Source organism: Fructilactobacillus florum 8D (genome assembly GCF_000512295.1).
GTDB lineage: Bacteria > Bacillota > Bacilli > Lactobacillales > Lactobacillaceae > Fructilactobacillus > Fructilactobacillus florum.
The window spans coordinates 1-22,033 of the sequence record NZ_ALXG01000030.1 but is presented as its reverse complement, the minus strand read 5'-3'; the positions used below and the strand labels follow the sequence as shown (position 1 = coordinate 22,033).

The following is a 22,033-nucleotide window of genomic DNA, read 5'->3' as shown; positions in this document are numbered from 1 at the left end:
TTTATCTTTAAAAAGAACATCCCGTTCGGGGTGTTCTTTTTTTATGCATTTAAAAACCAGTTAGTTATTAACTGGTTTTTAAATGCATATATTTTGAAGCAAAAATCACCAGTTCTTCAACCGGCTGGCGCATTCCGTCCCGCGTCCAGGTCACGATGACTTCAGTTAAGCCGCCTGAAATCATTGCTACCAATAAATCTGAAGAACTTTCCTGCGTGATCAAAATTTGGTTCTCAATTAGTTTTTTGATATCAGCGCTCAGTGAACGTAATAACAGGTTTGTCAAATCATTTTTTACAATTGCTTCCATCATCAACTTGTTTTCGTTGATGAGTGTAAAAAAAGTCGTAGCCACATCATAAAACGTGAATCTATTTTGGACAATTAGCCGCTGAATGAAGGTATTATAAACCATCTCAAACTGCGCCAACAAGACATCTTCTTTGGTATGAAAGTTGCGGTAAAATGTCATCCGAGACAATTCAGCCCGTTCACAAATCTCTTTGACTGTGATATCAGCGTATGACTTCTCCATCATCATTTCAAACATACCAAAAATAATCCGCTGTTTTGTTGAGATTTGTTTTTGTAGCTGTTTTTTCTTCGTGATACCCACCTACCTCGCTGAAATCAAGTGTAAATGTTGCGAAGCTGCGGCTGTCACCAAACAATCGGTTCCCGTCGCCGTTTGTAACTGTAGTTCAAAATTTGGAGTAATTCCTTGTAAATAACCCGTTACATACCGATCATGGTTCTTGATTTGCACCAAACATTGTCGCCACAGTAAATGCGCTTGATACTGCTGGCGTACCTCGTCAGCAACTGGTCTGCGATAAAAAGCCAGTACTTGTTTACAAAGTTCTGCTACCAATTCATTCTTTAACCGCGTGTCCGGTGCTAAATTCGTTGCCTGTACCGTTTGTAATGCTGGATTGGGTCCCAGATTAAGCCCGATTCCAATCATAATTGCAGTAGGTTGGTTGGCCGTATTAGTCTGTAACTTAGTCAGAACTCCACCACATTTTTGTCCCTGCAAAAATAAATCATTAACCCACTTTAATTCAGGAGCAACCTTCAAAATCCGCACAATAGCGGTTCGAACTGCTACCCCGACCCCAATTGTTAACAGCCCGGGTTGTTGCAAAAATTGTTGCTTAACTGGCACCACTAGCGTTAGGTAAATCCCACCATCTGGTGATTGAAAATGATGCCCCCGTTGTCCTTGCCCCGCCGTTTGTTGTTCGGCGGCAATGACATGCATCCCAGAAAATCGGCGCTGACTCGCATAGACCATGGTTGAATCTACAACTGGTAAAATCGTTAGCTGCTCCCTGCTTAGGGGCACCAATGCCAAAATCTGGTTAAAATCCAACTTTACCATCGTACACCCCATTAAGTATTAAATAGGTGAACTCCCTTATCAGCATAAATCACATCGCCAGTAATCCCGGAAGCTAAGTCACTGAGCAAGAATGCAACCGTATTTCCAATCTCTGCTTTAGTAACGCTCTTACCATCAGTAGTCAATGACTCGGAAGTCTTCAATAACTCCCCATGACCCTTAACTCCAGTAACCGCCAAGGTTCGAACTGCTCCTGCCGAAACCGCATTTACCCGGACGTTTTGCTTGCCCATTTCAACGGCAAGGTAGCGCATCTCAGATTCCAAGGAAGCTTTAGCAATCCCCATCATGTTGTAGTTAGTGATAGCATAAGTTGACCCCATATAGGTCATCGTAACGATACTACCAGTTTCATTCATAATCTTGCTGGCAGCCCGCGTTACCGAAATCAGCGAGTACGCACTAATATCTTGGGCCAGATTAAAGCCCGCCTTCTTAGTATTAACCACACCATTTTGGAGCGTATCACGATCAGCATAAGCAATCGCATGCACTACGCCATCGATGTTGCCAACTTTTTCATGAATTGCCGCAAAAGTTGCTTCTACGTTATCATCTTCTGCAACATCACACTCAAATAAAAGCATGTCATCATCAACAAAGCGGTTCAAACTTTGCTTCATTCGATCGTTTTGGTAAGTTAAAATCGCTTGACCGCCTAATGCTTCAATCGCTTGGGCACAACCCCATGCAATACTTTTTTGGTTGGCAACTCCCATCACCACAATTTTCTTGCCTGCTAACAAATTAGCTGTCATCACGTTCATCCTCTCAAACTAATCCTATCTTAATTATAAAAAACTAACTAATAAAATCAATTATTAGTTAGCATTATTAGAATTTACGATACCTTGCAAACCGTCGCCGTAATAGTTCAGCCGTTGGAATTGCACTCAACTCTTTTATTTTATCAAATAATTGTTGCTTTAGCTGGTTTATTTCGGCTTTTGTTCGAACTTCTGGAATAATTTTATCAATAATTCCCTGTTCAACGAGCTCTGGGGGGGTTAGCTTCATGATTTCAGCTGCTTCGCGAACGCGACTAGAATCTTTCCACAAAATTGTGGCATACCCTTCAGGAGATAAGACGGAATATATACTGTCTTGAAATGCCCAAACACAATCACCTACGGCCAAAGCAAGTGCTCCACCGCTACCGCCTTCTCCAACAATAATCGCCAAATAGGGCGTTTTAAGTTGTAATCCCTGAAGAATTAATTGTGAAATCAGATAACCCTGCCCATGATACTCTGCATTCACATCTGGAAAGGCTCCGGGAGTGTTGATGAACGTTATGACCGGTCGCTGAAATTTTTCGGCTTGCTTCATTAGTCGGAGTGCTTTGCGATAGCCATCCGGCTCAGCCGACCCAAAATGGACGTCGGCCGCTGATTTTTCATCATCCGCTTTGCGAATCCCAATCAAAGTGGCGGGTTGCTGTTGCAACAAACCAATCCCACCATAAATAGCTGCATCATCGCCGTAAGCACGATCCCCATGAAGTTCGATGAAATCATCGGTCAGGCCCGCAATTAAATCTTTAATTGTAATTTTATCCTGAGCGCGGGCTGCTAGGACGCGGTCAAAGGCCGTTTTTTTAGTCATTAGAAACCCCGCTTTCATGCATTGTAAGAATCCGACTTAAAGTGGTCTTCATCTCTGAACGCCGAACAATTGCATCTAAAAACCCATTATGTAACAGAGTTTCTGCTCGTTGAAAATCACGTGGTGGCCGTTGCTGAATTGTTCTTTCAATCACCCGCCGACCGGCAAACCCAATCAGCGCATGGGGCTCTGACAACAACAAATCACCCTCCATTGCAAAACTAGCAGTTACGCCTCCAGTAGTTGGATCACATAGGTAACTAATGTATAACCCACCTTGTTTGCTATGTTCAGCAATCGTTGTCGCTACCTTGGCCATCTGCATCAGTGAATTAATTCCTTCCTGCATGCGAGCCCCACCAGAGGCCGTGAACAAAATCACGGGTAAGTGCTGCTGAGTGGCCGTTTCAAATAGCTGTGCGATCAGTTCTCCAGTAACCGTTCCTAAACTACCCATGATAAAGCGCCAATCCATAACTCCAATCGCAACTCGATGGGTATCAATGGTCCCAATTCCAGTCAAAACTGCTTCATTCAACCCCGTGGTTGCTTGAGCTTGCTGCAGTTTTGCTTGGTAATGCTTTTCTGAAAAACGGGACCCCACCTTCAAATTGCGGTTAAGTGGCGTGAAATCCGAGCATAACAAAGCAATTCTGTCCTGAGCACCTAATCGAAAGGCATAGTTACAATTAGGGCACTCCTTAAACTGACCGAGCTGTTGTTTATAAATCGTCTTCCCACAAAAAGGACACTTAACCCAGACATCTGGGATTTGATCCATGCGATGTTGTAACTCTTCTCGGGTTGGTTGTGATTGATTATCCTCTGTCATACCGCTCCATCCAGTTCTTCAAAAATACATCTTCAACATAGCGATTATTAAAGTCCCCCGCTGTCATTACCGGATCATGCAACAGATCCACAAGAAACTTTCGATTGGTTTGCACCCCTTGAAGTTGAAATTCGCTTAATACTCGTTCAAGTTTCAGCAACGTTTCAGACCGCGTCGGTAAATGTACAATGATCTTGGCAATCATCGAATCGTAGTAAGGAGAAATCACACTCCCCGCTTCAATTCCTGTATCAATGCGAACCCCCATGGTACCCATTGGAAAATGTAATTGGGAAATGCGACCCGGTTCCGGTTGAAATCCGGCAGCTGGATTTTCTGCATTAATCCGAGTTTCAATCGCCGTGCCGTGTACACCACACTCCGCCTGGGAAAATGGTAAACGCTGACCATCTGCAACTTTGACCATCGCTTTGATCAACTCAACTCCCGCAACTTCTTCAGTTACCGTATGTTCGACCTGCAACCGGGTATTCATTTCCATAAAATAAAAATGATGGTCTTGATCCATTAAAAATTCAAACGTCCCGGTGTTTTCGTACTTTATTCCCTGCATGGCCTGTTTAACTATTTGACCAAGCTGGGCACGTTCTGATTCGGTGATCAGTGCGCAGGGAGATTCTTCAATCAATTTCTGATGGTTTCGTTGCAGCGAACAATCTCGTTCCGGAAAATAAACCACCTGACCATGCTGATCAGCAATTGCCTGCATTTCGATATGCTTGGCATCCGACAAATCTTTTTCTAAGTACAGGTGATCATCGTCGTAAGACAATTTTGCCTCTCGTTTGGTTTCTAAAAAGGCCTGGGTCATTTCCGCGCGGTTCTTAACCTTGCGAATTCCCTTGCCACCCCCACCAGCCGCTGCCTTCAACATCACAGGATAGCCAATTTCTGCAGCCACCTGGTGTGCTGCGTCCACATCTGCAACAAACCCAGTTGACCCAGGAATCGTCGGAACCCCAAATTTTTCCATGGCTGCTTTTGCATGCGATTTATTGCCCATCAACTCGATTACAGCTGCACTAGGACCGATAAATTTAATTCCGTATAATTCGCAAAGCTTAGCAAAGTGAGCATTTTCTGACAAGAAGCCGTAGCCTGGAAAAATGGCATCCGCCCCCGTCAAAACCGCTGCATCAAGAATTGCTCCCATGTTCAAATACGATTCGGTTGGCAACGGACCGCCAATACAAACCGACTGATCAGCAAGTTTGACAAAGAGTTCGTTGGCATCAACTGTGGAATGAACTGCCACTGTCGCAAGCGATAACTCCTGTAAATTTCGAATTGCCTGGACTGCGATTTCACCGCGATTTGCAACTAAAACTTTTTTTATCATCTATTACTCACCCTGTGCTTCAATCGCAAACATCAGGTCTGCCGCGACCAACCGCTGATCACCACAATAAACCTCACCATGACCAACTCCAATGTTGCGCTTTAATTTTGTTAGCTGCACTCGCAGCTCTAGCTCAGCTCCCGGTCGCATCGATCCATAAAAATCAGCCTGTTTAATCCCACCGAAGAAGACATTGGCTCCAGCGTGTTCTGGCATCGCCAAAATGGCTACTACTCCCGTCTGCGCTAATGATTCAAGAATCAGGGGACGAGGTAGTTCCAAACGGTTACCATTAGCAAAGTACCACTCATTCACCGTTATATTTTTTCGAGCAATTGCTGATTCGCCTGGTACTACAGAAATAATCTGATCGATCATTTCGAACGGATAGCGTTGGGGAATAAACTGGTTCACCTCAAATTTCATCCTTAGTCCTCCTTGATCTCAAACAATGGCTGCTGATACTCCACCATTTCACCATCCTGGACCAATCGTTTCACAAGCGTGCCACTAACTGGACTTTTAACTTCATTAATGAGTTTCATGGCCTCGATGGCACAAACCGTATCTCCCTTTTTAACATGTGCGCCGACTTCTCGATAAGGCGGTTTGTCAGGGCTTGGTGCGAAATACACTAACCCAACCATTGGAGCGGGCAACTGAAAGTTGGAAGGTGGCGTTGCTGTCCGACTAGCAGCATCATCAGTCTGCTCAGCGGCAGGAGCTGGTGGATTACCTTGTGGCTGACTGCACTTACTAAAGTAAACATCAATCCCATCGCCATTTAATTTCAATTCTTGTAGACTTGATTTATCAAATTTATCCAAGAGGCGTTCGAGTGCTGCTTCATCCATTAAGCATCTTCCCACTTTCTCATTGCAATAACGGCATTGTGACCACCAAAACCAAAGGAATTACTGATCGCTGTCTTGAGTGGCCCGCGATTATTTTCTTCATTAACTAATTGAATATGAATTTCTGGATCCTGGTGGTGCAAACCAACGTTTACCGGCATCTGTCCGTGCTGGAGTGCTCCTACCAATGCAACTCCTTCCAGACCACCAGCAGCTCCTAATGAATGACCAACCATCCCTTTAATCGAACTAGTTTTAAGATGATCGTTATCAGCAAACAATTTTTCAATTGCTCCTGCCTCAGAGACATCATTGGCATGTGTAGCGGTTCCATGTGCATTGACATAATCAAGCTCGGTCAAATCAATGTGCCCCTCAGCTAATGCCTGGCGCATCGCACTAATTGCCCCACGCCCATCTGGTTCTGGAGCAGTTAGGTGGTAAGCATCACTAGTCGTGCCGTATCCAACTAGTTCCGCTAAAATTTTAGCACCCCGGGCTTTGGCATGTTCATAGTCTTCTAATACTAAGGTTCCGGCACCTTCCCCCATCACAAATCCGTTTCGATCCTCATCAAACGGCAACGAAGCCTGCTCGGGATCCGTCTGAGTCGACAACGCTGTCAATGCCGCAAATCCAGCAATTCCCATCGTAGTAACTGCAGCTTCCGTCCCACCAGTAATCATAACTTTGGCACGACCGGCCTTAATATAATCAAAGGCATCTCCAATGGCATTGGTTCCAGAAGCACAGGCATTAACAATCGTCTGTGACGTATTTCGAGCATCAAAATACATAGAGATATTTCCAGCAGCCATGTTAGAAATTGATTTTGGAACAAAGAGCGGGGAAACTCGTTTGGGTCCCTTTAAATAAGCCTTCTTAGTCTGTTCCTCAATCGTCTGAATGCCACCAATTCCAGTACCGTAAATTACTCCTAAATCCTCTGGTTGATAGTTTTCATTAGCATGTAAACCTGCTTGTTCCATCGCTTCAACCGCTGAATAGAGTCCGTACTGTGCATAAGCATCTAGGCGCTTATAATCTCTTTTGGAAAGTCGTTTCCCCGGATCAAAGTCCTTGACCTCGCAAGCTAGAGTGATGCCGGTTGAGGCAGCATCAAACTTGGTGATGGGAGCCACCCCGGATTTAGACGCTAAGATGTTATCAATAAAATCAGCTGCTGTATTACCCACAGGAGAAACTGCTCCGATTCCTGTTACTACCACTCGATTACTCAATACTTCCTCCTTAATAATCCTTACATCGTCAATCCGCCGTCAACAGTAATTACTTGCCCGGTCACATAAGGATTGTCGAGTAAAAATGCCACTGTCATTGCAATTTCAGTCGGGTCACCGAATCTTTGTAGTGGGATTCGACTTTCCCATTGTTGTTTGATTTTATCACTTAATTTATCAGTCATGGCAGTTTTTACCATTCCAGGAGCAACTGCATTGCAGCGAACCCCGCGCAAAGCTCCCTCTTGTGCGGTAGTCTTCGTTAGGCCAACAATCCCAGCTTTACTAGCAGCGTAATTCGCTTGTCCTAAATTCCCGTGTAAACCAGCAATACTGGACATGTTGACGATAGCCCCTTGGCGTTGCTTCTGCATCAACTTTAAAGCTACCTTTGTCATATTAAAAGTTCCCAGCAAGTTCGTTGCCAAAACACTCTTAAAACTGGCTTCACTCATTCGTGTTAACAACTTATCCTGCGTTTGTCCCGCGTTATTAACTAACCCATCTAGGCGACCAAATTGCTCAACAATCTGAGCCACCATCTGCTGTGCGTCCGCCTCAACAGCAACATCACCGGACACTACTAGCACAGGAACTTCAAATTGACGCATTAAAGCAGCTTGTTCTGGTTCACTCAGCTGCCGGTGCGAGTTAACTACCACTTGATTTTGCGGATTGGCTGCCAAAAACTGAGCGGTCGCCAGCCCGATCCCCTTAGTGGCTCCCGTTATTAAAATTACGCGTTTTTCTGCCATGTTTTATTCACTCCTGACTTGTAAAGCAGCTTGAACCTGCTGCAAGGTTTCCACCGTATCCACGTGATAAGTAACTAGGTTCGGCACCGTTTGCTTAGCAAACTTGCTGAGGGTGGTTCCCGGTCCAAGCTCTACCACTGTATCCACGTGATAATTTTGTACTAATTGCAGCAAGTTTTGCTGGAAATGAGTTGGCTTAACTAGTTGGTTAGCCAGCGTCGTTGGCAACTGTTCCACCGTAAAGGGCCGGTTCGTTGTATTGCTAATCACTGGAAAAGCCGGCGCTGCGAACCGTTCCGCTTGGAGACGTTTAAAAAGTGCTTTGCTGGCTGATTCCATCAGTGGCGTATGGGAGGCCACGGCAACTGCTAAGGGAACCACTCGTTTGGCTCCAGCAGCAAGTAACTGGGGTTGAATGGCCGTGACAGCTTCACTTGTCCCACCAATTACCGTTTGTCGTGCCGTATTATAATTTGCGGGGTAAACCCCCGCATAATCCTCACATAATTCTGTAACTCGCTGAGGGTTCAGTTTTAACACCGCTGCCAGCTTCCCCGGATGCTGTTTGCCTGCAGTTGCCATATATTGCGAACGATCTCGTACCAACCGTAACGCTGCCGCAAAATCTAATGCTCCACTGGCAACTAGCGCACTGTACTCCCCCAAACTCAAGCCGACTGCTGCTGCTGGAGCAGGGAGTTGGGTAGTTAACTGCCGATAAATTGCATAGCTCATTGCTAAAATTACCACTTGAACTTGTGCTGGATCATCCCAGACCGTGGGCTCGGTTAAATCAACCTGCAAAGCGTTCGCTGCTTCGTCAATTGTTGCTCGATAAGTAGCATTAGTCCGATATAAGTCCATTCCCATCTGGGCAAACTGACTTCCTTGCCCACTAAATAAATAAGCTAGTTTCATTTGTAAGTTCTCCGACGTTAGTCTTTGGAATTGATTTTTTGTTGTACAAAATCTACCAATTGTTGCACCGTTTCAATCCCCTCGTCACTATCAATTTCAATATCATACTCATCCTCTAACGCATCCACAATTTCAAAGATGTCCAAACTGTCTAAATTCAGACCATCCTTTAAACTAGTGGTTAATTGAATGTCATCAACATTGAGATCGTCAGTTTGATTAGCGACAATTTCTTGAATCTTAGTTAAAATTTCTGCTTGCTGGTCTGCCATGGTAAAAATCTCCTTTGAAAAGTTAATATCATCTTAGTATCGTAAAATAATCGTTCCGACGGTTAATCCCCCACCAAAACCACTCAGTACCAAAAGGTCTCCTCGCTTAAGGCACTGCTGTTCGACTAAATCATTGAGTACCAATGGTTCACTGGCAGCAGCGGTATTTCCATATTCAGCGATATTTTGGGGGAACCGCTCGGATGGAACATCTAATTGCTTAGCAATGCGATCAATGATTCGCGCATTGGCCTGATGCAGAACAAAATATTTAATCTGGTCGGTGGTTAAGTTAGCCTTGATCAGCGCCCGCCGAATTGAAGCTGGAACTTGTTGTTTTGCAAAATTGTAAACCCGGTGCCCATCCATCTGAAATGCGGGCTGTGCCGGAACCTTTTCGGCGCTAAATGGGGAACAAACCCCAAACTGCCCCGCAGTAATAGCTTGACTGTCTTCTCCAAACGTCTGTAGATCAGTTGCGAGCATCCGCGATTCGGAAGCATCATTAGCAACCAACATCCCACTTGCACCATCACCAAAGAGCACCGCCGTACTACGATCATGCCAATCCAACAGTTTAGACAATTGTTCGCTGCCAATGATTAGCCCCATCCCATGAGGGGTCTGTTGCAGCAATCGGTGCAAAGTTACGGTTCCATACACAAATCCAGCACAAGCCGCATTAATATCAAATGCCACCGCCCGCTTCGCTCCCAGCCGCCCCTGTACCTGAGCGGCAGTGGCAGGAGTTTGATAATCAGGAGACATAGTAGCTACAATAATAAAGTCCAAATCAGTTGCAGCAACCCCAGCCTTATCTAACAGTTGATTGGCAACTGCCGTACACAAGTTGGTATTTTGCAATCCACTTGCGACGTGGCGACGACGAATCCCTGTTCGTCGCCTGATCCAATCATCAGAAGTGTCAAGAATTTCAGCCAAATCGTCATTGGTAACTACTTTTTCAGGAACTTGTTTGGCAACTGCTTTAATTTTAAAACTGTCCATAATTATTTATTCTCGTTCTTTTTCGTCCACAATAAAGGTTAACTTGGTTTCGCAGGCTTTTTCATCGCCAACCCATGCTTCACAAGCCACTAGACCAGCGTGGTCTCGTACTTTTTCCATTTTAATCTTAAAGGTTATAACATCGCCTGGTTCAACCATCCGACGAAATTTTGCGTTTTTTATGCTCCCTAGATAAGCCGTCTTATGTTCAAAGGCTGGCGAACTCAAGATTAGAATCGAAGCAACTTGTGCCATTGATTCAATGATTAAAACCCCTGGCATCACTGGATTTCCAGGAAAATGTCCCTGAAAATACTGTTCATTAATCGTAACATTTTTAGTAGCCACGATTGATTCATCAGGAACCATCTCATCAACCCGATCAATAAATAGAATCGGATACCGATTTGGAATTAAATCCATAATTTCCCTTGCATTCATTACAGCCATTAGACTACTCCTTTGTGGTTAGTTAACTTCGAGAACTGCTTTCCATTCTCAAGAAAACCACTACCAATTTCAATCTCAGGTACTATTTTATAACCGCATAATCATTGAAAAGCTTGTTCTAGTAGTGATTCAAACCTCTTTGAGTAGCGGTTACAAATTAAATGATGAGTAACCTAACCGCCCTCTCATATAAAAAGAAGTAACAAAAAAGTTACTTCTTTTACCTAAGATTACTATTTTAATTTCACAATTGGGCAAGCAAGTAGCTTTGGGGAAAATAATTCACCGTGAGCCTGTCTCTTTAACTGTAATAATAAACGTAATTGAGCCAGTTGTTGTTCCCGTAACTGCCAGCTTGTAAAAGCAGCATGTTGTTTTTGGGTGAGTGCTTTTAATTTCATAACTCCTCCTCAATAATTAAAGATGGGCAAAAATTAAACCTATCAACATTGTAATATAAAGTCACTAACTAATCACTAGTAGAATTAAAATAAGTGTGCGAACGATTGGGTCTAGGTATGTTAGAATATTAACTGTGATAAATTTTTCGAATGGAAAGGATTAACATTTATATGGATAATCAGTCAGATAGTGCCAACGAAGCTCAAAAAAACCCTAGTTTTACAACTTGGGGTAAAATTATTAATGTCTTTTTGCGAACGTTGATGTCATTTGTTGGAATTGCAATTCTATCAACGGGGGCCGCACTTTTAAAGTCATCCCCTATTTTAGGACTCGATCCCTTCACGGCCGTCAATATTGGGATTGCTGCTAAACTTCATACTAGTTTAGGAGTTTATCAATTAATCGCTAACTTGATTATTTTCGTCTTTGTGGTGCTGTTAAATCGGAAAATGATTGGGATTGGAACCATTATGAATATGGTTTTAGTTGGTTTTGAAATTCAATGGTTCTCTTCGCTATACCACCAACTGTTGCCCGGCAAGGCAACCGCTCTCATCCTAATTGCTAACTTAATCATCGGATTACTTCTCTTTACCGCCGGAAGCTCGCTTTACATGGCACCGTCACTTGGGGTTGCCCCTTACGACGCAATTGCACCAATTGCTTCAAGTCGACTTCACTGTCAATATAAAACGGCTCGGGTTGTCCAAGACATCTGTTTCTTAACAGCAGCCGTGTTAGTTCATGGTCCAGTGGGGTTCGCTTCAATTGTGGTTGCCTTCTTTGCCGGTCCTCTGATTTCATTTTGGAATCGAACCGTTAGTACCCCCGTCTTGGGTTATATCAATGACTTTAGTGGTAATCCAACCGCTAAGAATTTGGCTCAAGGAGTTCGCCAGGTTACTCGCTCCGGTTACAAATCACTTTCAAACGCTTACAATTCCACCCTTGATTTTCAAATGCACCTCGCTGGTTATACTAATAAAGAACTAGCAACGAAGATTCAAGATACCCAATATCAAATGCAAGAATCTCAACGCAAGTACAATAGTTACCGAACAGAATATCGGATGTTGATTGCGGAAATGGTCAAACGTGACAAACGTGGGCAATTACCAAATTCCAACAATGATTCAGACACAAATGAATCCCCAAAATCTTAAATAATTAAAAGCTGCTGATCCATTTAGGATCAACAGCTTTTTAATTATGATTGTGAATTAGTCATTTTCATTGGATCAACCCAACGGTCAAATTCAGCCGAACTAACCAAACCAGACGCTAAAACTACGGTTCGTAAATCCTGATCTTCATCCAGGGCTTGTTGCGCTAGACGTGCCGCTTGATGGTACCCAATATGTGGTGCTAATGCAGTCACCGTCATCAAAGACCGATCAACTAACTGAGTCATCCGTTCCTGATTAACCGTAATTCCAGCCACTAACTTTGTGGTGAAATTTGGTAGTAATTCGGAAATTAAATTAACCGACTCTAAAAAGGTAGCAATTAGTACCGGTTTATATACATTTAGCTCAAAATTGCCTTGACTATTGGCCACGGTCATCGTCGTCTGATTTCCCATTACCCGCGTAGCTGCCATGGTCATGGCCTCTGCCTGTGTTGGATTAACCTTTCCTGGCATAATTGAAGACCCTGGTTCATTAGCAGGAATCCGCAACTCACCGTATCCCGCCCGTGGACCGCTTGCTAAAAATCGGATGTCATTTGCAATTTTCATCAAATCACTTGCTAAGGCACTAACCGCCCCGTGCACCGTTACAAGGGCGGTATGACTGGTTAATCCACCAAATTGATTCATGGTTTGTAGTGGTAGCCCCGTCTGTTTTTGCAACTCTGACACGATCTCGGCGGTGAAAGCCGGTGGCGTATTCAAGCCCGTCCCAACTGCCGTTCCCCCAATTGGAACCTGTTGTAGAGCCGGCATAGTTTGACGCAGAGCCTCTAGATCCTGCTCTACGATCGTCCGCCACCCCGAAACTTCTTGGCCAAAGGTCATTGGCGTAGCATCCTGCAAATGGGTACGCCCGATTTTAACCGTTTGCCGATACTTATTTTCAAGCCTTTGAAAGGTCTTAATCAGTTCGGTTAACCGTTCCAGCAGCGGGGGCAGTGCTTGTAGTGCTGCAATATTCATCGCCGTAGGAAACGTATCATTAGAGCTTTGTGATTGATTAACATCATCATTGGGCTGTAATGCCACGGGGTGGGATTGGTGGTTTGAAAGATAACAAATCACCTCGTTCACGTTCATATTAGTCTGTGTTCCTGAACCCGTTTGATAGACTCGGAGGGGAAAGTGTTGCCGCAAGTCAGCATCTGACAGCTCCAGTAATTGTGAAACTGCCACCACAATCGCTGTTTTTTTTGCAAGTGGCAATTTTTTCTGCCGCGCATTCACAATTGCAGCACACTGTTTGATGGTTAGCAATGCCCGGATCACTGCTAATGGCATCATTGGACCGGCCACAAAGTTTTGGCGACTCCGTTCGGTTTGTGGTCCCCACCAGGCGGTCTGTGGAATCCGCACTTTTCCTAATGTGTCAGTTTCTTCTCGATATTTTGACATTTTACTGGTGCCTTTCTATTCTGCCGTTTTAATCTTTAGTTGATAAGTTTAGCTTAGTGACAGCCGGCTGCGTTTGGACTACCTGCCGTCCGTTATGAAACGACCCTAATAAGGGAGCTCGCTGATTCAGGACAGTGTAAAAATCAGGTGCCGCAAAAATCAGAAAACTAGCTGGTTTGCCAACCTCAATGCCATAATGATCTTCGATCTGTAATGTTTTAGCGGCATTGTTCGTAATCAATCGATACGCTTGTTGTAACTGGCGATGACCCATCAATCCGCTAGCTAACACCCCGACATATAAGCTGTCAAGGAGATTTCCGTTTCCCATCGGGTACCATGGGTCTTGAAGATCATCTTCTCCAAACGAAACGTTAACCTGCTGCTGTAATAATTCTTTTACCCGAGTTAATCCGCGACGTTTAGGATAGGTATCAAACCGCCCACCTAAATGCATATTCACTAGGGGGTTCGCAACGAAATTAATCCGAGAAAGGCGCAATAAACGCATTAACTTATAGGCGTAGGCATCGTTAACTGCTGCCAACGAAACCGTATGACTAGCAGTTACCCGCTGTTGAAGTCCCGTTTCATAAGCAAGCGTTGCTAAAATTTCCAGATTTCGCGACTGTGGATCATCAATCTCATCACAGTGAACATCAACTAACCGGTTATTTTTTTCGGCTAAATCAACTAAAAACTCTAACGATTTTCTTCCGTAAACTTGGTTAAACTCATAATGCGGAATTCCACCAACCGCATCAACACCTAGCTCCACTGCCGTTTTCATTAGTGCTTTCCCATTTGGATACGACAAAATTCCTTCTTGCGGAAAGGCTACTAATTGCAATTCCATAAAATCGGCTACTTCATCTCGAACCTCTAACAACGCCTGTAAGGCCGTCAGTTGAGGATCAGTAGTGTCAACATGACTTCTTACAAATTGAATTCCATGTTCGGCTTGTAGTTTTAAAGCGGCCAATGCTCGTTGTTTAACATCCTGCTTAGTAAGAGTTTGTTTTCGTTTTGACCAGATCCGAATCCCATCAAATAAAGTTCCAGATTCATTAAACTCTGGCTCACCGGCAGTTAGTGCCGTGTCTAAGTGGACGTGCGAATCAACAAACGGCGGTAACATTAGTTTTTGCCATCCATCAATGATTTTAGTTGCTGTGGGGGCTTCTAAATGGGGTGCCAGCGCCGTAATTTTACCATCCTTGATTAGCACATCTTGGGGAGCTTCTCGGTCTTCAATCTGAATTTGTCTAATCAACAACATTCTTAATTTCTCCTTTTAATAAAAGATCCGCATTTACATAATAAATGCGGACCATCTAGCTATGCTAATCCGACCCGCCGAAAGATTTCATCGACGTGGCGCAAATGATAATGGTAATCAAAAGCATCATCAATTTCAGCCGGACTTAACAATGCTTTAATGCGTTCATTGTCACTAACCAAAGTTTTAAATTGGCAATGTTGCTCCCAAGCTTGGGCGGTCAAGGGCTGAATTAAATCATAAGCTGCTTCACGACTCATGCCTTTATCAATCAGTTTCAATAAAACTCGCTGACTATAAATCAACCCATAGGTTACCTTCAAATTAGCCCGCATTTGCTCTGGAAAAACGTCCAGTTCAGTTAGAATCCGATTAAACCGATGTAACATATAATCAACCAGCGTCGTACTCTCTGGTAGTATAATCCGCTCTGCTGAAGAATGCGAAATGTCGCGTTCATGCCACAAAGTAACGTTTTCATACGCAGGTACGATCAAACCGCGCACCGTCCGCGCCAATCCACAAATATTCTCTGAACCAATCGGATTGCGTTTGTGGGGCATCGCTGACGATCCCTTTTGTCCAGGATTGAAGTGTTCCTCAACTTCATGAATTTCTGAGCGCTGTAAACTACGAATTTCAGTGGCAAAATTCTCTAGGCTAGTCGCAATTAGCGCCAACGTAGCTAAGTATTCCGCATGTAAATCTCGGGGAAGCACCTGACTAGTAATTTCTTGAGCTCGCAAGTCTAGTTTGTCACAAACATAGCGTTCCACGCTCGGATCGATATTTGCAAACGTCCCAACTGCTCCAGAAATTTTACCAGCTTCAACCCCACGGGCAGCATGTTGGAACCGCTCAATATCACGTTTAAGTTCAGAATACCACCGTGCTAATTTCAACCCAAACGTCGTGGGTTCGGCTTGCACTCCATGCGTTCTCCCCATCATTACGGTATCTTTATAGCGACCTGCTTGGCGTTTAATGGTCGACAACAGCTGGTCTAAATCGTCTTGGAGCACCACGTTGGCCTGCTGAAGTCGCAAGCCTTGAGCCGTGTCTACTACATCTGTACTAGTAACCCCATAATGAATCCAACGTTTTTCCGGACCCAAACTTTCGGACACATCCCGAGTAAATGCAACCACATCATGATGAGTCACCGCCTCGATTCGATCGATTTCCTTGGTATCAAAGCGAGCCTTCTCCTGAATTGCTGCTAGATCAGCATCCGGGATGACACCTAATCGATTCCAAGCTTCATCAATCGCAATTTCAACCGTTAACCACGTTTGGTATTGATTTTGTTTACTCCAAATCTGAGCCATTGGAGCACGCGTATATCGTTCAAGCATTATTTTTTCCTCCATCATTAACTACGCTTAGTTTACATATTGTTCGGTTTTCTTGTCAATCAATCTCATTGATAAACTGGGGTAGTTTACTATCGGAAAAAACACGAACTTTTTAATAATGTAATTTTTTTAAGTTCTTGATTTAGTAATTTAAGCTTGTTAAAATGGCTACTGGTAGAATAATTAATGAGGTGTTTATATGTCAGTAACAGTAGTAGTTGGAAGTCAATGGGGCGACGAAGGCAAAGGAAAAATTGTCGACTACCTCAGTCAAACAGCCGATGTCATTGCCAGATATCAAGGTGGTGACAATGCTGGTCACACGATTGTTTTTAACAACCATAAGTTTAGCTTGCAGTTGTTGCCGTCGGGGATTTTTTATTCTGATAAACTGGCTGTCATTGGTAACGGTGTGGTTTTAAATCCGGTCGCCCTTTTTTCAGAACTTAACTACCTACATGAAAATGGTGTCACGACAGATAACCTGCGGATTTCAAGTCGAGCCGAAGTCATCATGCCCTACCATCTGGTCCTCGATCAATTAAGTGAACAAAACCGCGCCCACAAGATTGGCACTACTAAAAAAGGTATCGGACCGGCCTATATGGATAAAATCGCACGAACCGGGATTCGAGTAGCTGACCTGATTGATCCGGAAAGTTTCAAACCGTTACTTAAGGAAAATCTAAACCAAAAAAATCAATTATTAATCAAACTCTATGGGGTTGACCCTCTTGATTTTGACTCAATTTATGAAAAATACCAGCTGTTAGGAGAACGGCTCCGTCCGTTTGTTACTGACACAGCCGAATTATTGCATCATTATCTGGACAAAAACATCCTATTTGAAGGTGCGCAAGGCATCATGTTAGACATTGACCAAGGGACATACCCCTATGTCACCTCGTCTAATCCAGTCGCCGGCGGAGCAGCTGTCGGTGGTGGAATTGGTCCTACTGAGATCAAGAAAGTCGTCGGAGTCTGCAAGGCCTACACTTCTCGAGTTGGGGAAGGTCCATTTCCAACTGAATTAGTCAACGAAATTGGGGATCTGATTCGAGATACTGCCCACGAATATGGAACGGTTACCCACCGTCCTCGACGAATCGGTTGGTTGGATACCGTTGCCCTCCGGCATGCCGCCCGGGTTTCTGGACTAACTAGCCTTGCCGTCAACTGTGTCGACGTTTTAGATCAGTTGCCAACCATCAAAATCTGTACGGGCTACCGTTTAAATGGGGAGCTAATTGATTATTATCCAGCTAGTTTAAACGAACTGGATCGCTGTGAGCCTGTTTATCAAACCTTGCCCGGTTGGCTGTCAGATACAACTGCCTGCACTACGTTTGCAGAACTGCCTAAAAACGCCCAAAATTATCTTAAAACCATCGAAAATTTGGTTGAAGTTCCAATTGAATGGTACTCGGTTGGTCCCGATCGAACACAAACCCATCGTCGTTAATTAAGCAAAGTCACTTGCAGTCTTCTGTTAGTGGCTTTTTTAGTTACAAAAAATCCTGCTTGCCTCCAAGCAGGATCATTTGATTTCATTGAGTGCTAAGCTGCCAACATATGCCGTATCAATCCCTAAAAAATGGATTGCAAAGCAGTGCTGCTTATAAGTAGCAGCTTCCATGCGCGGAACCGTAACTGCTACTGACCGTGGACCAGCTGAAAACAAGCCCAGTCCCTGCTGCTTGATCACCGCTTCCTTCACTGTCCAGAGCCGCAACAGTTCAACTGTCTGTCGCGTTGGAGTAAGACTCCGTAAATAACTCAATTCTGCAGCTGTAAACGCACGTTGATATTTTGATAAAGTCATCGACCGCTGTTTCTCAACATCAATCCCAATCTCAACGTCAGCAATGGCCGCCACCACTAGTTGATTGGAATGGGAAATATTAAAATATTCTGGTCGGTGGCTAAAGAATGGTTTTCCAGCTGGACCGATTTCAAATTCCGGGTTAGTCAAAAATTGCTGCTCGGGAAGCCCGAGCAGCTCAGCTAACAATATTTTGCCCACGACCGTTTGTTGGCGCTTGGGTTGCTTAATAATTCCCAGTTGCTGATAATATGACTGATATCGAACATCTGACAACCATCCGCTGCGATATTTAAACAAGCCATCAGCTCCTGTATTACTTACTTTTCGTCAAGTTTATTGGCAACATAAGTTACTAAGTCTTGAACGGTTTCCATTCCTTCATCGCCATCAATTTCAATGTCGTATTTGTCTTCTAACGCATCCACAATTTCAAAAATATCAAGACTGTCAAGTTCCAAGTTATCTTTAAAATTAGCGTCTAACGTAATTTTGTCAGCATCAAGGTCCGTTTGATCAACTACGATATCTTTAATTTCTTGTAAAATCTGGTTTTGGTCTGCTTTTTCAGCCATATTATTCACTCCATTTTTAAAAATAATTAACAATGATAGGTTTATTTTATCACATTCTCCTACAGTTACCAAAAATATTCGAGCTATTCGAGCAAAACCAAAAGTACCTCTGACTATCACTTCATTATTTAATCCCCTAAGCGACTTAAAGAATTATTCCTTTTTGCTCCGAAAAAAGAAACCAATTACATACTAAAGTAGCTTCATTACAATCATCATTTTCACATTAAACTAAAACTAGGAGACCAGTCTCCGATTGAATCTCGAAAACTCATCTCCTAGAAAAATATTCTCATGTTTATTTTTAAGTGCCTAATCAATGGCAACTACTTTTTAGCTACTAGTTCTTCCACTGATCAATCGTATCACCGAAGCCATCGGGATTACCATTCCACTGAAAATTACCATACCAAATGGTTCGTTGATCTAGATCTAGACTATTAATCAAGCGCATGTCAGCCGCTTCAATTTCAAAATCATATAAATCTGCATTTTCTTGAATGTACTGTTCGTGCGTTGACTTGGGAATTGTAATTACTCCGCGCTGTAACTCCCATCGTAAAATGAGTTGAGCCGGCGTTTTTTGGTACTTAGTTGCCAACCGTTTAATTTGTGGGTTATGCAATGTTTCACCGTGTCCCAACGGCGACCAAGCTTCCAAAATAATCTGATTTTCATCACAATAATTTTTAATATCCGTTTCTTGCTCCAGCGGATTAAACTCCATTTGGTTCAACACTGGTTTGATCGAAGTATGCTCCAACAAATCACGCAATCGTTCAATATCAAAGTTAGAAACTCCAATCGCCCGAGTTTTTCCATCACGATACAACTGTTCCAATGCTCGCCATGTATCCAAGTATTTTCCAGTTACTGGCCAATGAATGATGACCAAATCTACATAATCTGTTTGCAGTCGTTGTAATTGATCGTCGAAGGCGTCCAAGGTGCTTTGATAACCAGCATCTCCATTAAAAATCTTAGTTGTTAAGAAGACATCTGAACGTTGTAAATGATTAGCTTCCAGTCCTTGTTTCAGACCAGTTCCAACCCCCGCTTCATTACCGTACTGCTTAGCAGTATCAATGGCTCGATAACCATGTTTTAAAGCCCATTGAACAGATTGTGAAGCAGTTTGATTATCACTTTTCCAAACTCCTAGTCCTAACTGGGGCATTTTAACACCGTTATTTAAAGTCACCGTTGAAGTTAAACTCAAATTCATAATATACACCTCCGATTCTAGTATACGGCTCATTGAAACTGATTTCATGCTTTTTGTTTTCGGATTAGAACTCGGAGTGAAACTTGACGCGTCCCCACGTTAATCGCAGTTAGCATGTACTGAAATAACATCATTAGCCAAGAAAACGCTAATAGTGACGCAACAATTTCATAAGCCGTTAACGAAAAATAATGAATCCCGGCAAATAACCAACTACTGATGACTAATAGTACCCCCATCAAATCAGAAAGCCGCAAAAAACTGGCTGAAATTCCCGGCCAAAGCCAGCGGATTCCGATAATTAAAACAATAATGTCTAACGCCATCAACCACGCAAACTGATCATGCCAAAAATGTTGCCAAGGAATATGACGATTATTTGGCAACAAGCCCACCACTAGGGCACTAATCGCCATAACGGTCAATAAAATTCGTAGGCAAATGGTGGGCAACCACGGTCTTTGAAGGGGTTGTAGTGAGACAAACAAGTAGTCAACCAACGCCAAAAATAAAAAAGCAGCAAGAATAAATGTCAAACTAAACTGCCAACTATCGACCGCTCGATTAGTTCCTAGAAAACTAATATTGTGACGCCACCACTGACGATTTCCATTTGAAACCATTGAAATCAACAGCCCCCCAATGATGGTAATCCCCAACATGCCGACCAGCATATTAGGGGTTAGATTGGCGGCGATCATATTCATAATGGTATTAATGCCCAATTGAAACAGTAAAAAAATCAACGTGGCGGTAAAAATCCCAAATGAAACTCCGTAAAAAACCCGCGTTAAAACCCAAAAAAGTCCTAGCAAGCAAATTAACAAGACAGCAGCACAGGAAATAATCAACGTGGGAAAATTTCGCCAATAAACGTTGTGATAGACGAGGTGCTGTGCTGTCTTCCGTGTTTTTATCAAACAAATTGTAAAAAGCAGCATTCCCATCAACAATCCCAATGTAATTGTCAATGACGCAATTGAGTTCGTACCCGTCAGAGAGATTGTAGTAACCCGTTGCCAGCGGAAATACCCCCAAAAAACCACCCCAGCTAATATGGTCATTAAGACATTCCACCATGTTGAAATTTCCGTATCAGGATTAGATTTCATGGTTTTTCTAAGCATGATTCCATTATGATCGATATTACCTTGGAGTTGATCATTCTGATTCAATTGTAATTTTTTCGCTAATTCCGTGGAAATTTCAATTTTATCCATCGACTTATTCATACACACCCTCAACTTTGATTTATCTTAAGTTTCCCAGTAACTCGGTAGGTCAAGCTTTTCTAAGTCTACCGCAGGAGTGCTTCCACCGTCTATTATTTTCACAATTAGAGCTAACAAAAAAGGTTCCCACTGTTATCAGTGAGAGCCTTTTTATTATTATCGTTAGCTTAGCCGACCAAAGAAAACTTGACCAGGAAAATAAGCCATTAAATCATTGTAAATCACGCCTCGATTTTGGGCATCCAACATCCGCCCATTACCCAGATAAAATCCTGAATGGTAAACTCCGCTTCCATTTTGGAAAAATACCAAATCACCAGTTTGGGCTTGCTGTTGCGAAATTCGTTGTGAAGCAGCCAACTGTCCGGCAGCTGTTCGTGGAACCGTTTTTCCTGCCTGTTGGTAAGCATAATAAATCAAACCAGAACAGTCAAAACCACTTGCTGGGCTGCTACCACCCCACGCATAGGAGTTCCCGGCCTGTGCACTAGCAACTCGTAAAGCCGTTTGGGCAGTATTACTATTATTTGATTGCTGCACTGCATAACTACTATTTAATTGAGCAATCCAGCGATCCTGACCAGCATAATTAGTGTAATGCAACCACGTATAACCGTCAGCTGCTCTAGTCTTATCATAAGAAATCGTATCGCCAACATTTAACTGTCCCGTAATCGACGCACTGGTAGTAGCATCATTGCGAACATTTTGTGGGCTGGACACTGTATAAGAACCACTCTGGTTGTTAGTTGCTTCCGGATTAGCAACTGAGGTCCCACTAGTTCCTCCAATTTTGGCCACCCAGCGATCTTGACCAGCATAGTTAGTGTAATGCAACCACGTATAGCCATCAGCA

Annotated in this window: 25 protein-coding genes; 2 read left to right on the top strand and 23 right to left on the bottom strand. The window is 43.3% G+C overall.

All coding sequences use genetic code 11. From position 1 onward, the window contains the following. Window positions 1–67: 67 nt before the first annotated feature. From B808_RS03595 to B808_RS06550, 15 genes are all read right to left on the bottom strand, one after another. Window positions 68–616, bottom strand: a complete 549-nt coding sequence (locus B808_RS03595) for a TetR/AcrR family transcriptional regulator (protein ID WP_009167054.1) — start codon at window positions 614–616, stop codon at window positions 68–70. Then, a complete protein-coding gene (locus tag B808_RS06375; protein ID WP_051393806.1) occupies window positions 617–1,381 on the bottom strand; it encodes a biotin--[acetyl-CoA-carboxylase] ligase in 765 nt (254 codons plus the stop codon). Between the two features lie 11 nt (window positions 1,382–1,392). Then, window positions 1,393–2,160 carry an enoyl-ACP reductase FabI gene (gene fabI, locus B808_RS03585; protein ID WP_009167056.1) on the bottom strand — a complete coding sequence of 256 codons (768 nt, stop codon included), beginning with the start codon at window positions 2,158–2,160 and terminating at the stop codon, window positions 1,393–1,395. A 76-nt stretch (window positions 2,161–2,236) separates the two neighbouring features. Next, entirely contained in the window at window positions 2,237–3,007 is a 771-nt protein-coding gene (gene accA / locus B808_RS03580; RefSeq protein ID WP_035421979.1) for an acetyl-CoA carboxylase carboxyltransferase subunit alpha, read from the bottom strand. Further along, window positions 3,000–3,839, bottom strand: a complete 840-nt coding sequence (locus B808_RS03575; RefSeq protein WP_035421976.1) for an acetyl-CoA carboxylase carboxyltransferase subunit beta — start codon at window positions 3,837–3,839, stop codon at window positions 3,000–3,002. Before B808_RS03575 ends, accA begins: the two co-directional genes overlap by 8 nt. Continuing rightward, entirely contained in the window at window positions 3,826–5,199 is a 1,374-nt protein-coding gene (locus tag B808_RS03570) for an acetyl-CoA carboxylase biotin carboxylase subunit (RefSeq protein WP_009167059.1), read from the bottom strand. Before B808_RS03570 ends, B808_RS03575 begins: the two co-directional genes overlap by 14 nt. Before the next feature lie 3 nt (window positions 5,200–5,202). After that, entirely contained in the window at window positions 5,203–5,625 is a 423-nt protein-coding gene (locus tag B808_RS03565) for a 3-hydroxyacyl-ACP dehydratase FabZ family protein (RefSeq protein WP_009167060.1), read from the bottom strand. A 2-nt stretch (window positions 5,626–5,627) separates the two neighbouring features. Then, entirely contained in the window at window positions 5,628–6,053 is a 426-nt protein-coding gene (locus tag B808_RS03560; RefSeq protein ID WP_009167061.1) for an acetyl-CoA carboxylase biotin carboxyl carrier protein, read from the bottom strand. Beyond that, a complete protein-coding gene (gene fabF / locus B808_RS03555) occupies window positions 6,053–7,294 on the bottom strand; it encodes a beta-ketoacyl-ACP synthase II (protein WP_009167062.1) in 1,242 nt (413 codons plus the stop codon). Before fabF ends, B808_RS03560 begins: the two co-directional genes overlap by 1 nt. A 20-nt stretch (window positions 7,295–7,314) precedes the next feature. Continuing rightward, on the bottom strand, window positions 7,315–8,049 hold the full coding sequence (locus B808_RS03550; RefSeq protein ID WP_035421974.1) for an SDR family oxidoreductase: 735 nt from the start codon (window positions 8,047–8,049) through the stop codon (window positions 7,315–7,317). Window positions 8,050–8,052: 3 nt separating this feature from the next. Then, window positions 8,053–8,967: an ACP S-malonyltransferase gene (locus B808_RS03545; protein ID WP_035421972.1), complete on the bottom strand. Its 915-nt coding sequence runs from the start codon at window positions 8,965–8,967 to the stop codon at window positions 8,053–8,055. A gap of 17 nt (window positions 8,968–8,984) precedes the next feature. Further along, a complete protein-coding gene (locus B808_RS03540) occupies window positions 8,985–9,239 on the bottom strand; it encodes an acyl carrier protein (RefSeq protein ID WP_035421970.1) in 255 nt (84 codons plus the stop codon). Window positions 9,240–9,272: 33 nt separating this feature from the next. Further along, the gene (locus B808_RS03535; RefSeq protein WP_155830454.1) at window positions 9,273–10,253 is read right to left on the bottom strand and encodes a beta-ketoacyl-ACP synthase 3; all 981 of its coding nucleotides are present in this window, start codon (window positions 10,251–10,253) and stop codon (window positions 9,273–9,275) included. Then, window positions 10,254–10,697 carry a 3-hydroxyacyl-ACP dehydratase FabZ gene (fabZ, locus tag B808_RS03530; RefSeq protein ID WP_035421967.1) on the bottom strand — a complete coding sequence of 148 codons (444 nt, stop codon included), beginning with the start codon at window positions 10,695–10,697 and terminating at the stop codon, window positions 10,254–10,256. Window positions 10,698–10,930: 233 nt separating this feature from the next. Then, window positions 10,931–11,098 carry a hypothetical protein gene (locus B808_RS06550; RefSeq protein WP_009167066.1) on the bottom strand — a complete coding sequence of 56 codons (168 nt, stop codon included), beginning with the start codon at window positions 11,096–11,098 and terminating at the stop codon, window positions 10,931–10,933. 171 nt (window positions 11,099–11,269) lie between these two features. Here B808_RS06550 and B808_RS03525 point away from each other — a divergent pair, with 171 nt between their 5' ends. Further along, window positions 11,270–12,265 (top strand): YczE/YyaS/YitT family protein, encoded by a 996-nt coding sequence (locus B808_RS03525; protein WP_009167067.1) that lies wholly within the window; start codon window positions 11,270–11,272, stop codon window positions 12,263–12,265. A gap of 44 nt (window positions 12,266–12,309) precedes the next feature. Here B808_RS03525 and B808_RS03520 read toward each other — a convergent pair whose 3' ends face one another. From B808_RS03520 to purB, 3 genes are all read right to left on the bottom strand, one after another. Continuing rightward, window positions 12,310–13,689, bottom strand: coding sequence for a class II fumarate hydratase (locus B808_RS03520; protein WP_035421966.1), 1,380 nt, complete (start codon window positions 13,687–13,689; stop codon window positions 12,310–12,312). Window positions 13,690–13,717: 28 nt separating this feature from the next. Then, window positions 13,718–14,965, bottom strand: a complete 1,248-nt coding sequence (gene codA, locus B808_RS03515) for a cytosine deaminase (protein WP_035421988.1) — start codon at window positions 14,963–14,965, stop codon at window positions 13,718–13,720. Window positions 14,966–15,027: 62 nt separating this feature from the next. Then, window positions 15,028–16,323, bottom strand: a complete 1,296-nt coding sequence (purB, locus tag B808_RS03510; RefSeq protein WP_035421964.1) for an adenylosuccinate lyase — start codon at window positions 16,321–16,323, stop codon at window positions 15,028–15,030. 199 nt (window positions 16,324–16,522) lie between these two features. Between purB and B808_RS03505 the strand changes: the two genes are divergently transcribed. Beyond that, window positions 16,523–17,785 (top strand): adenylosuccinate synthase, encoded by a 1,263-nt coding sequence (locus B808_RS03505; protein ID WP_035421963.1) that lies wholly within the window; start codon window positions 16,523–16,525, stop codon window positions 17,783–17,785. Between the two features lie 75 nt (window positions 17,786–17,860). Here B808_RS03505 and B808_RS03500 read toward each other — a convergent pair whose 3' ends face one another. The 5 genes from B808_RS03500 to B808_RS03480 form a co-directional block, all read right to left on the bottom strand. Continuing rightward, window positions 17,861–18,445, bottom strand: coding sequence for a 4'-phosphopantetheinyl transferase family protein (locus B808_RS03500; protein ID WP_035421961.1), 585 nt, complete (start codon window positions 18,443–18,445; stop codon window positions 17,861–17,863). A gap of 20 nt (window positions 18,446–18,465) precedes the next feature. Continuing rightward, window positions 18,466–18,720, bottom strand: coding sequence for an acyl carrier protein (locus B808_RS03495; protein WP_009167073.1), 255 nt, complete (start codon window positions 18,718–18,720; stop codon window positions 18,466–18,468). Window positions 18,721–19,060: 340 nt separating this feature from the next. Then, on the bottom strand, window positions 19,061–19,945 hold the full coding sequence (locus B808_RS03490) for an aldo/keto reductase (RefSeq protein WP_035421959.1): 885 nt from the start codon (window positions 19,943–19,945) through the stop codon (window positions 19,061–19,063). A 44-nt stretch (window positions 19,946–19,989) separates the two neighbouring features. Next, window positions 19,990–21,177, bottom strand: a complete 1,188-nt coding sequence (locus B808_RS03485) for a DUF998 domain-containing protein (RefSeq protein WP_035421957.1) — start codon at window positions 21,175–21,177, stop codon at window positions 19,990–19,992. 162 nt (window positions 21,178–21,339) lie between these two features. Next, a partial coding sequence (locus B808_RS03480; RefSeq protein WP_035421955.1) for a C40 family peptidase occupies window positions 21,340–22,033 on the bottom strand: 694 nt, incomplete at its 5' end.

Coding starts and splice junctions, on each gene's coding strand:
- B808_RS06375 (WP_051393806.1), bottom strand. CDS start 1,381: ATGGTAAAGTTGGATTTTAACCAGATTTTGGCATTGGTGCCCCTAAGC.
- fabI (WP_009167056.1), bottom strand. CDS start 2,160: ATGACAGCTAATTTGTTAGCAGGCAAGAAAATTGTGGTGATGGGAGTT.
- accA (WP_035421979.1), bottom strand. CDS start 3,007: ATGACTAAAAAAACGGCCTTTGACCGCGTCCTAGCAGCCCGCGCTCAG.
- B808_RS03575 (WP_035421976.1), bottom strand. CDS start 3,839: ATGACAGAGGATAATCAATCACAACCAACCCGAGAAGAGTTACAACAT.
- B808_RS03570 (WP_009167059.1), bottom strand. CDS start 5,199: ATGATAAAAAAAGTTTTAGTTGCAAATCGCGGTGAAATCGCAGTCCAG.
- B808_RS03565 (WP_009167060.1), bottom strand. CDS start 5,625: ATGAAATTTGAGGTGAACCAGTTTATTCCCCAACGCTATCCGTTCGAA.
- B808_RS03560 (WP_009167061.1), bottom strand. CDS start 6,053: ATGGATGAAGCAGCACTCGAACGCCTCTTGGATAAATTTGATAAATCA.
- B808_RS03550 (WP_035421974.1), bottom strand. CDS start 8,049: ATGGCAGAAAAACGCGTAATTTTAATAACGGGAGCCACTAAGGGGATC.
- B808_RS03545 (WP_035421972.1), bottom strand. CDS start 8,967: ATGAAACTAGCTTATTTATTTAGTGGGCAAGGAAGTCAGTTTGCCCAG.
- B808_RS03540 (WP_035421970.1), bottom strand. CDS start 9,239: ATGGCAGACCAGCAAGCAGAAATTTTAACTAAGATTCAAGAAATTGTC.
- fabZ (WP_035421967.1), bottom strand. CDS start 10,697: ATGGCTGTAATGAATGCAAGGGAAATTATGGATTTAATTCCAAATCGG.
- B808_RS06550 (WP_009167066.1), bottom strand. CDS start 11,098: ATGAAATTAAAAGCACTCACCCAAAAACAACATGCTGCTTTTACAAGC.
- B808_RS03525 (WP_009167067.1), top strand. CDS start 11,270: ATGGATAATCAGTCAGATAGTGCCAACGAAGCTCAAAAAAACCCTAGT.
- B808_RS03520 (WP_035421966.1), bottom strand. CDS start 13,689: ATGTCAAAATATCGAGAAGAAACTGACACATTAGGAAAAGTGCGGATT.
- purB (WP_035421964.1), bottom strand. CDS start 16,323: ATGCTTGAACGATATACGCGTGCTCCAATGGCTCAGATTTGGAGTAAA.
- B808_RS03505 (WP_035421963.1), top strand. CDS start 16,523: ATGTCAGTAACAGTAGTAGTTGGAAGTCAATGGGGCGACGAAGGCAAA.
- B808_RS03495 (WP_009167073.1), bottom strand. CDS start 18,720: ATGGCTGAAAAAGCAGACCAAAACCAGATTTTACAAGAAATTAAAGAT.
- B808_RS03490 (WP_035421959.1), bottom strand. CDS start 19,945: ATGAATTTGAGTTTAACTTCAACGGTGACTTTAAATAACGGTGTTAAA.
- B808_RS03485 (WP_035421957.1), bottom strand. CDS start 21,177: ATGAATAAGTCGATGGATAAAATTGAAATTTCCACGGAATTAGCGAAA.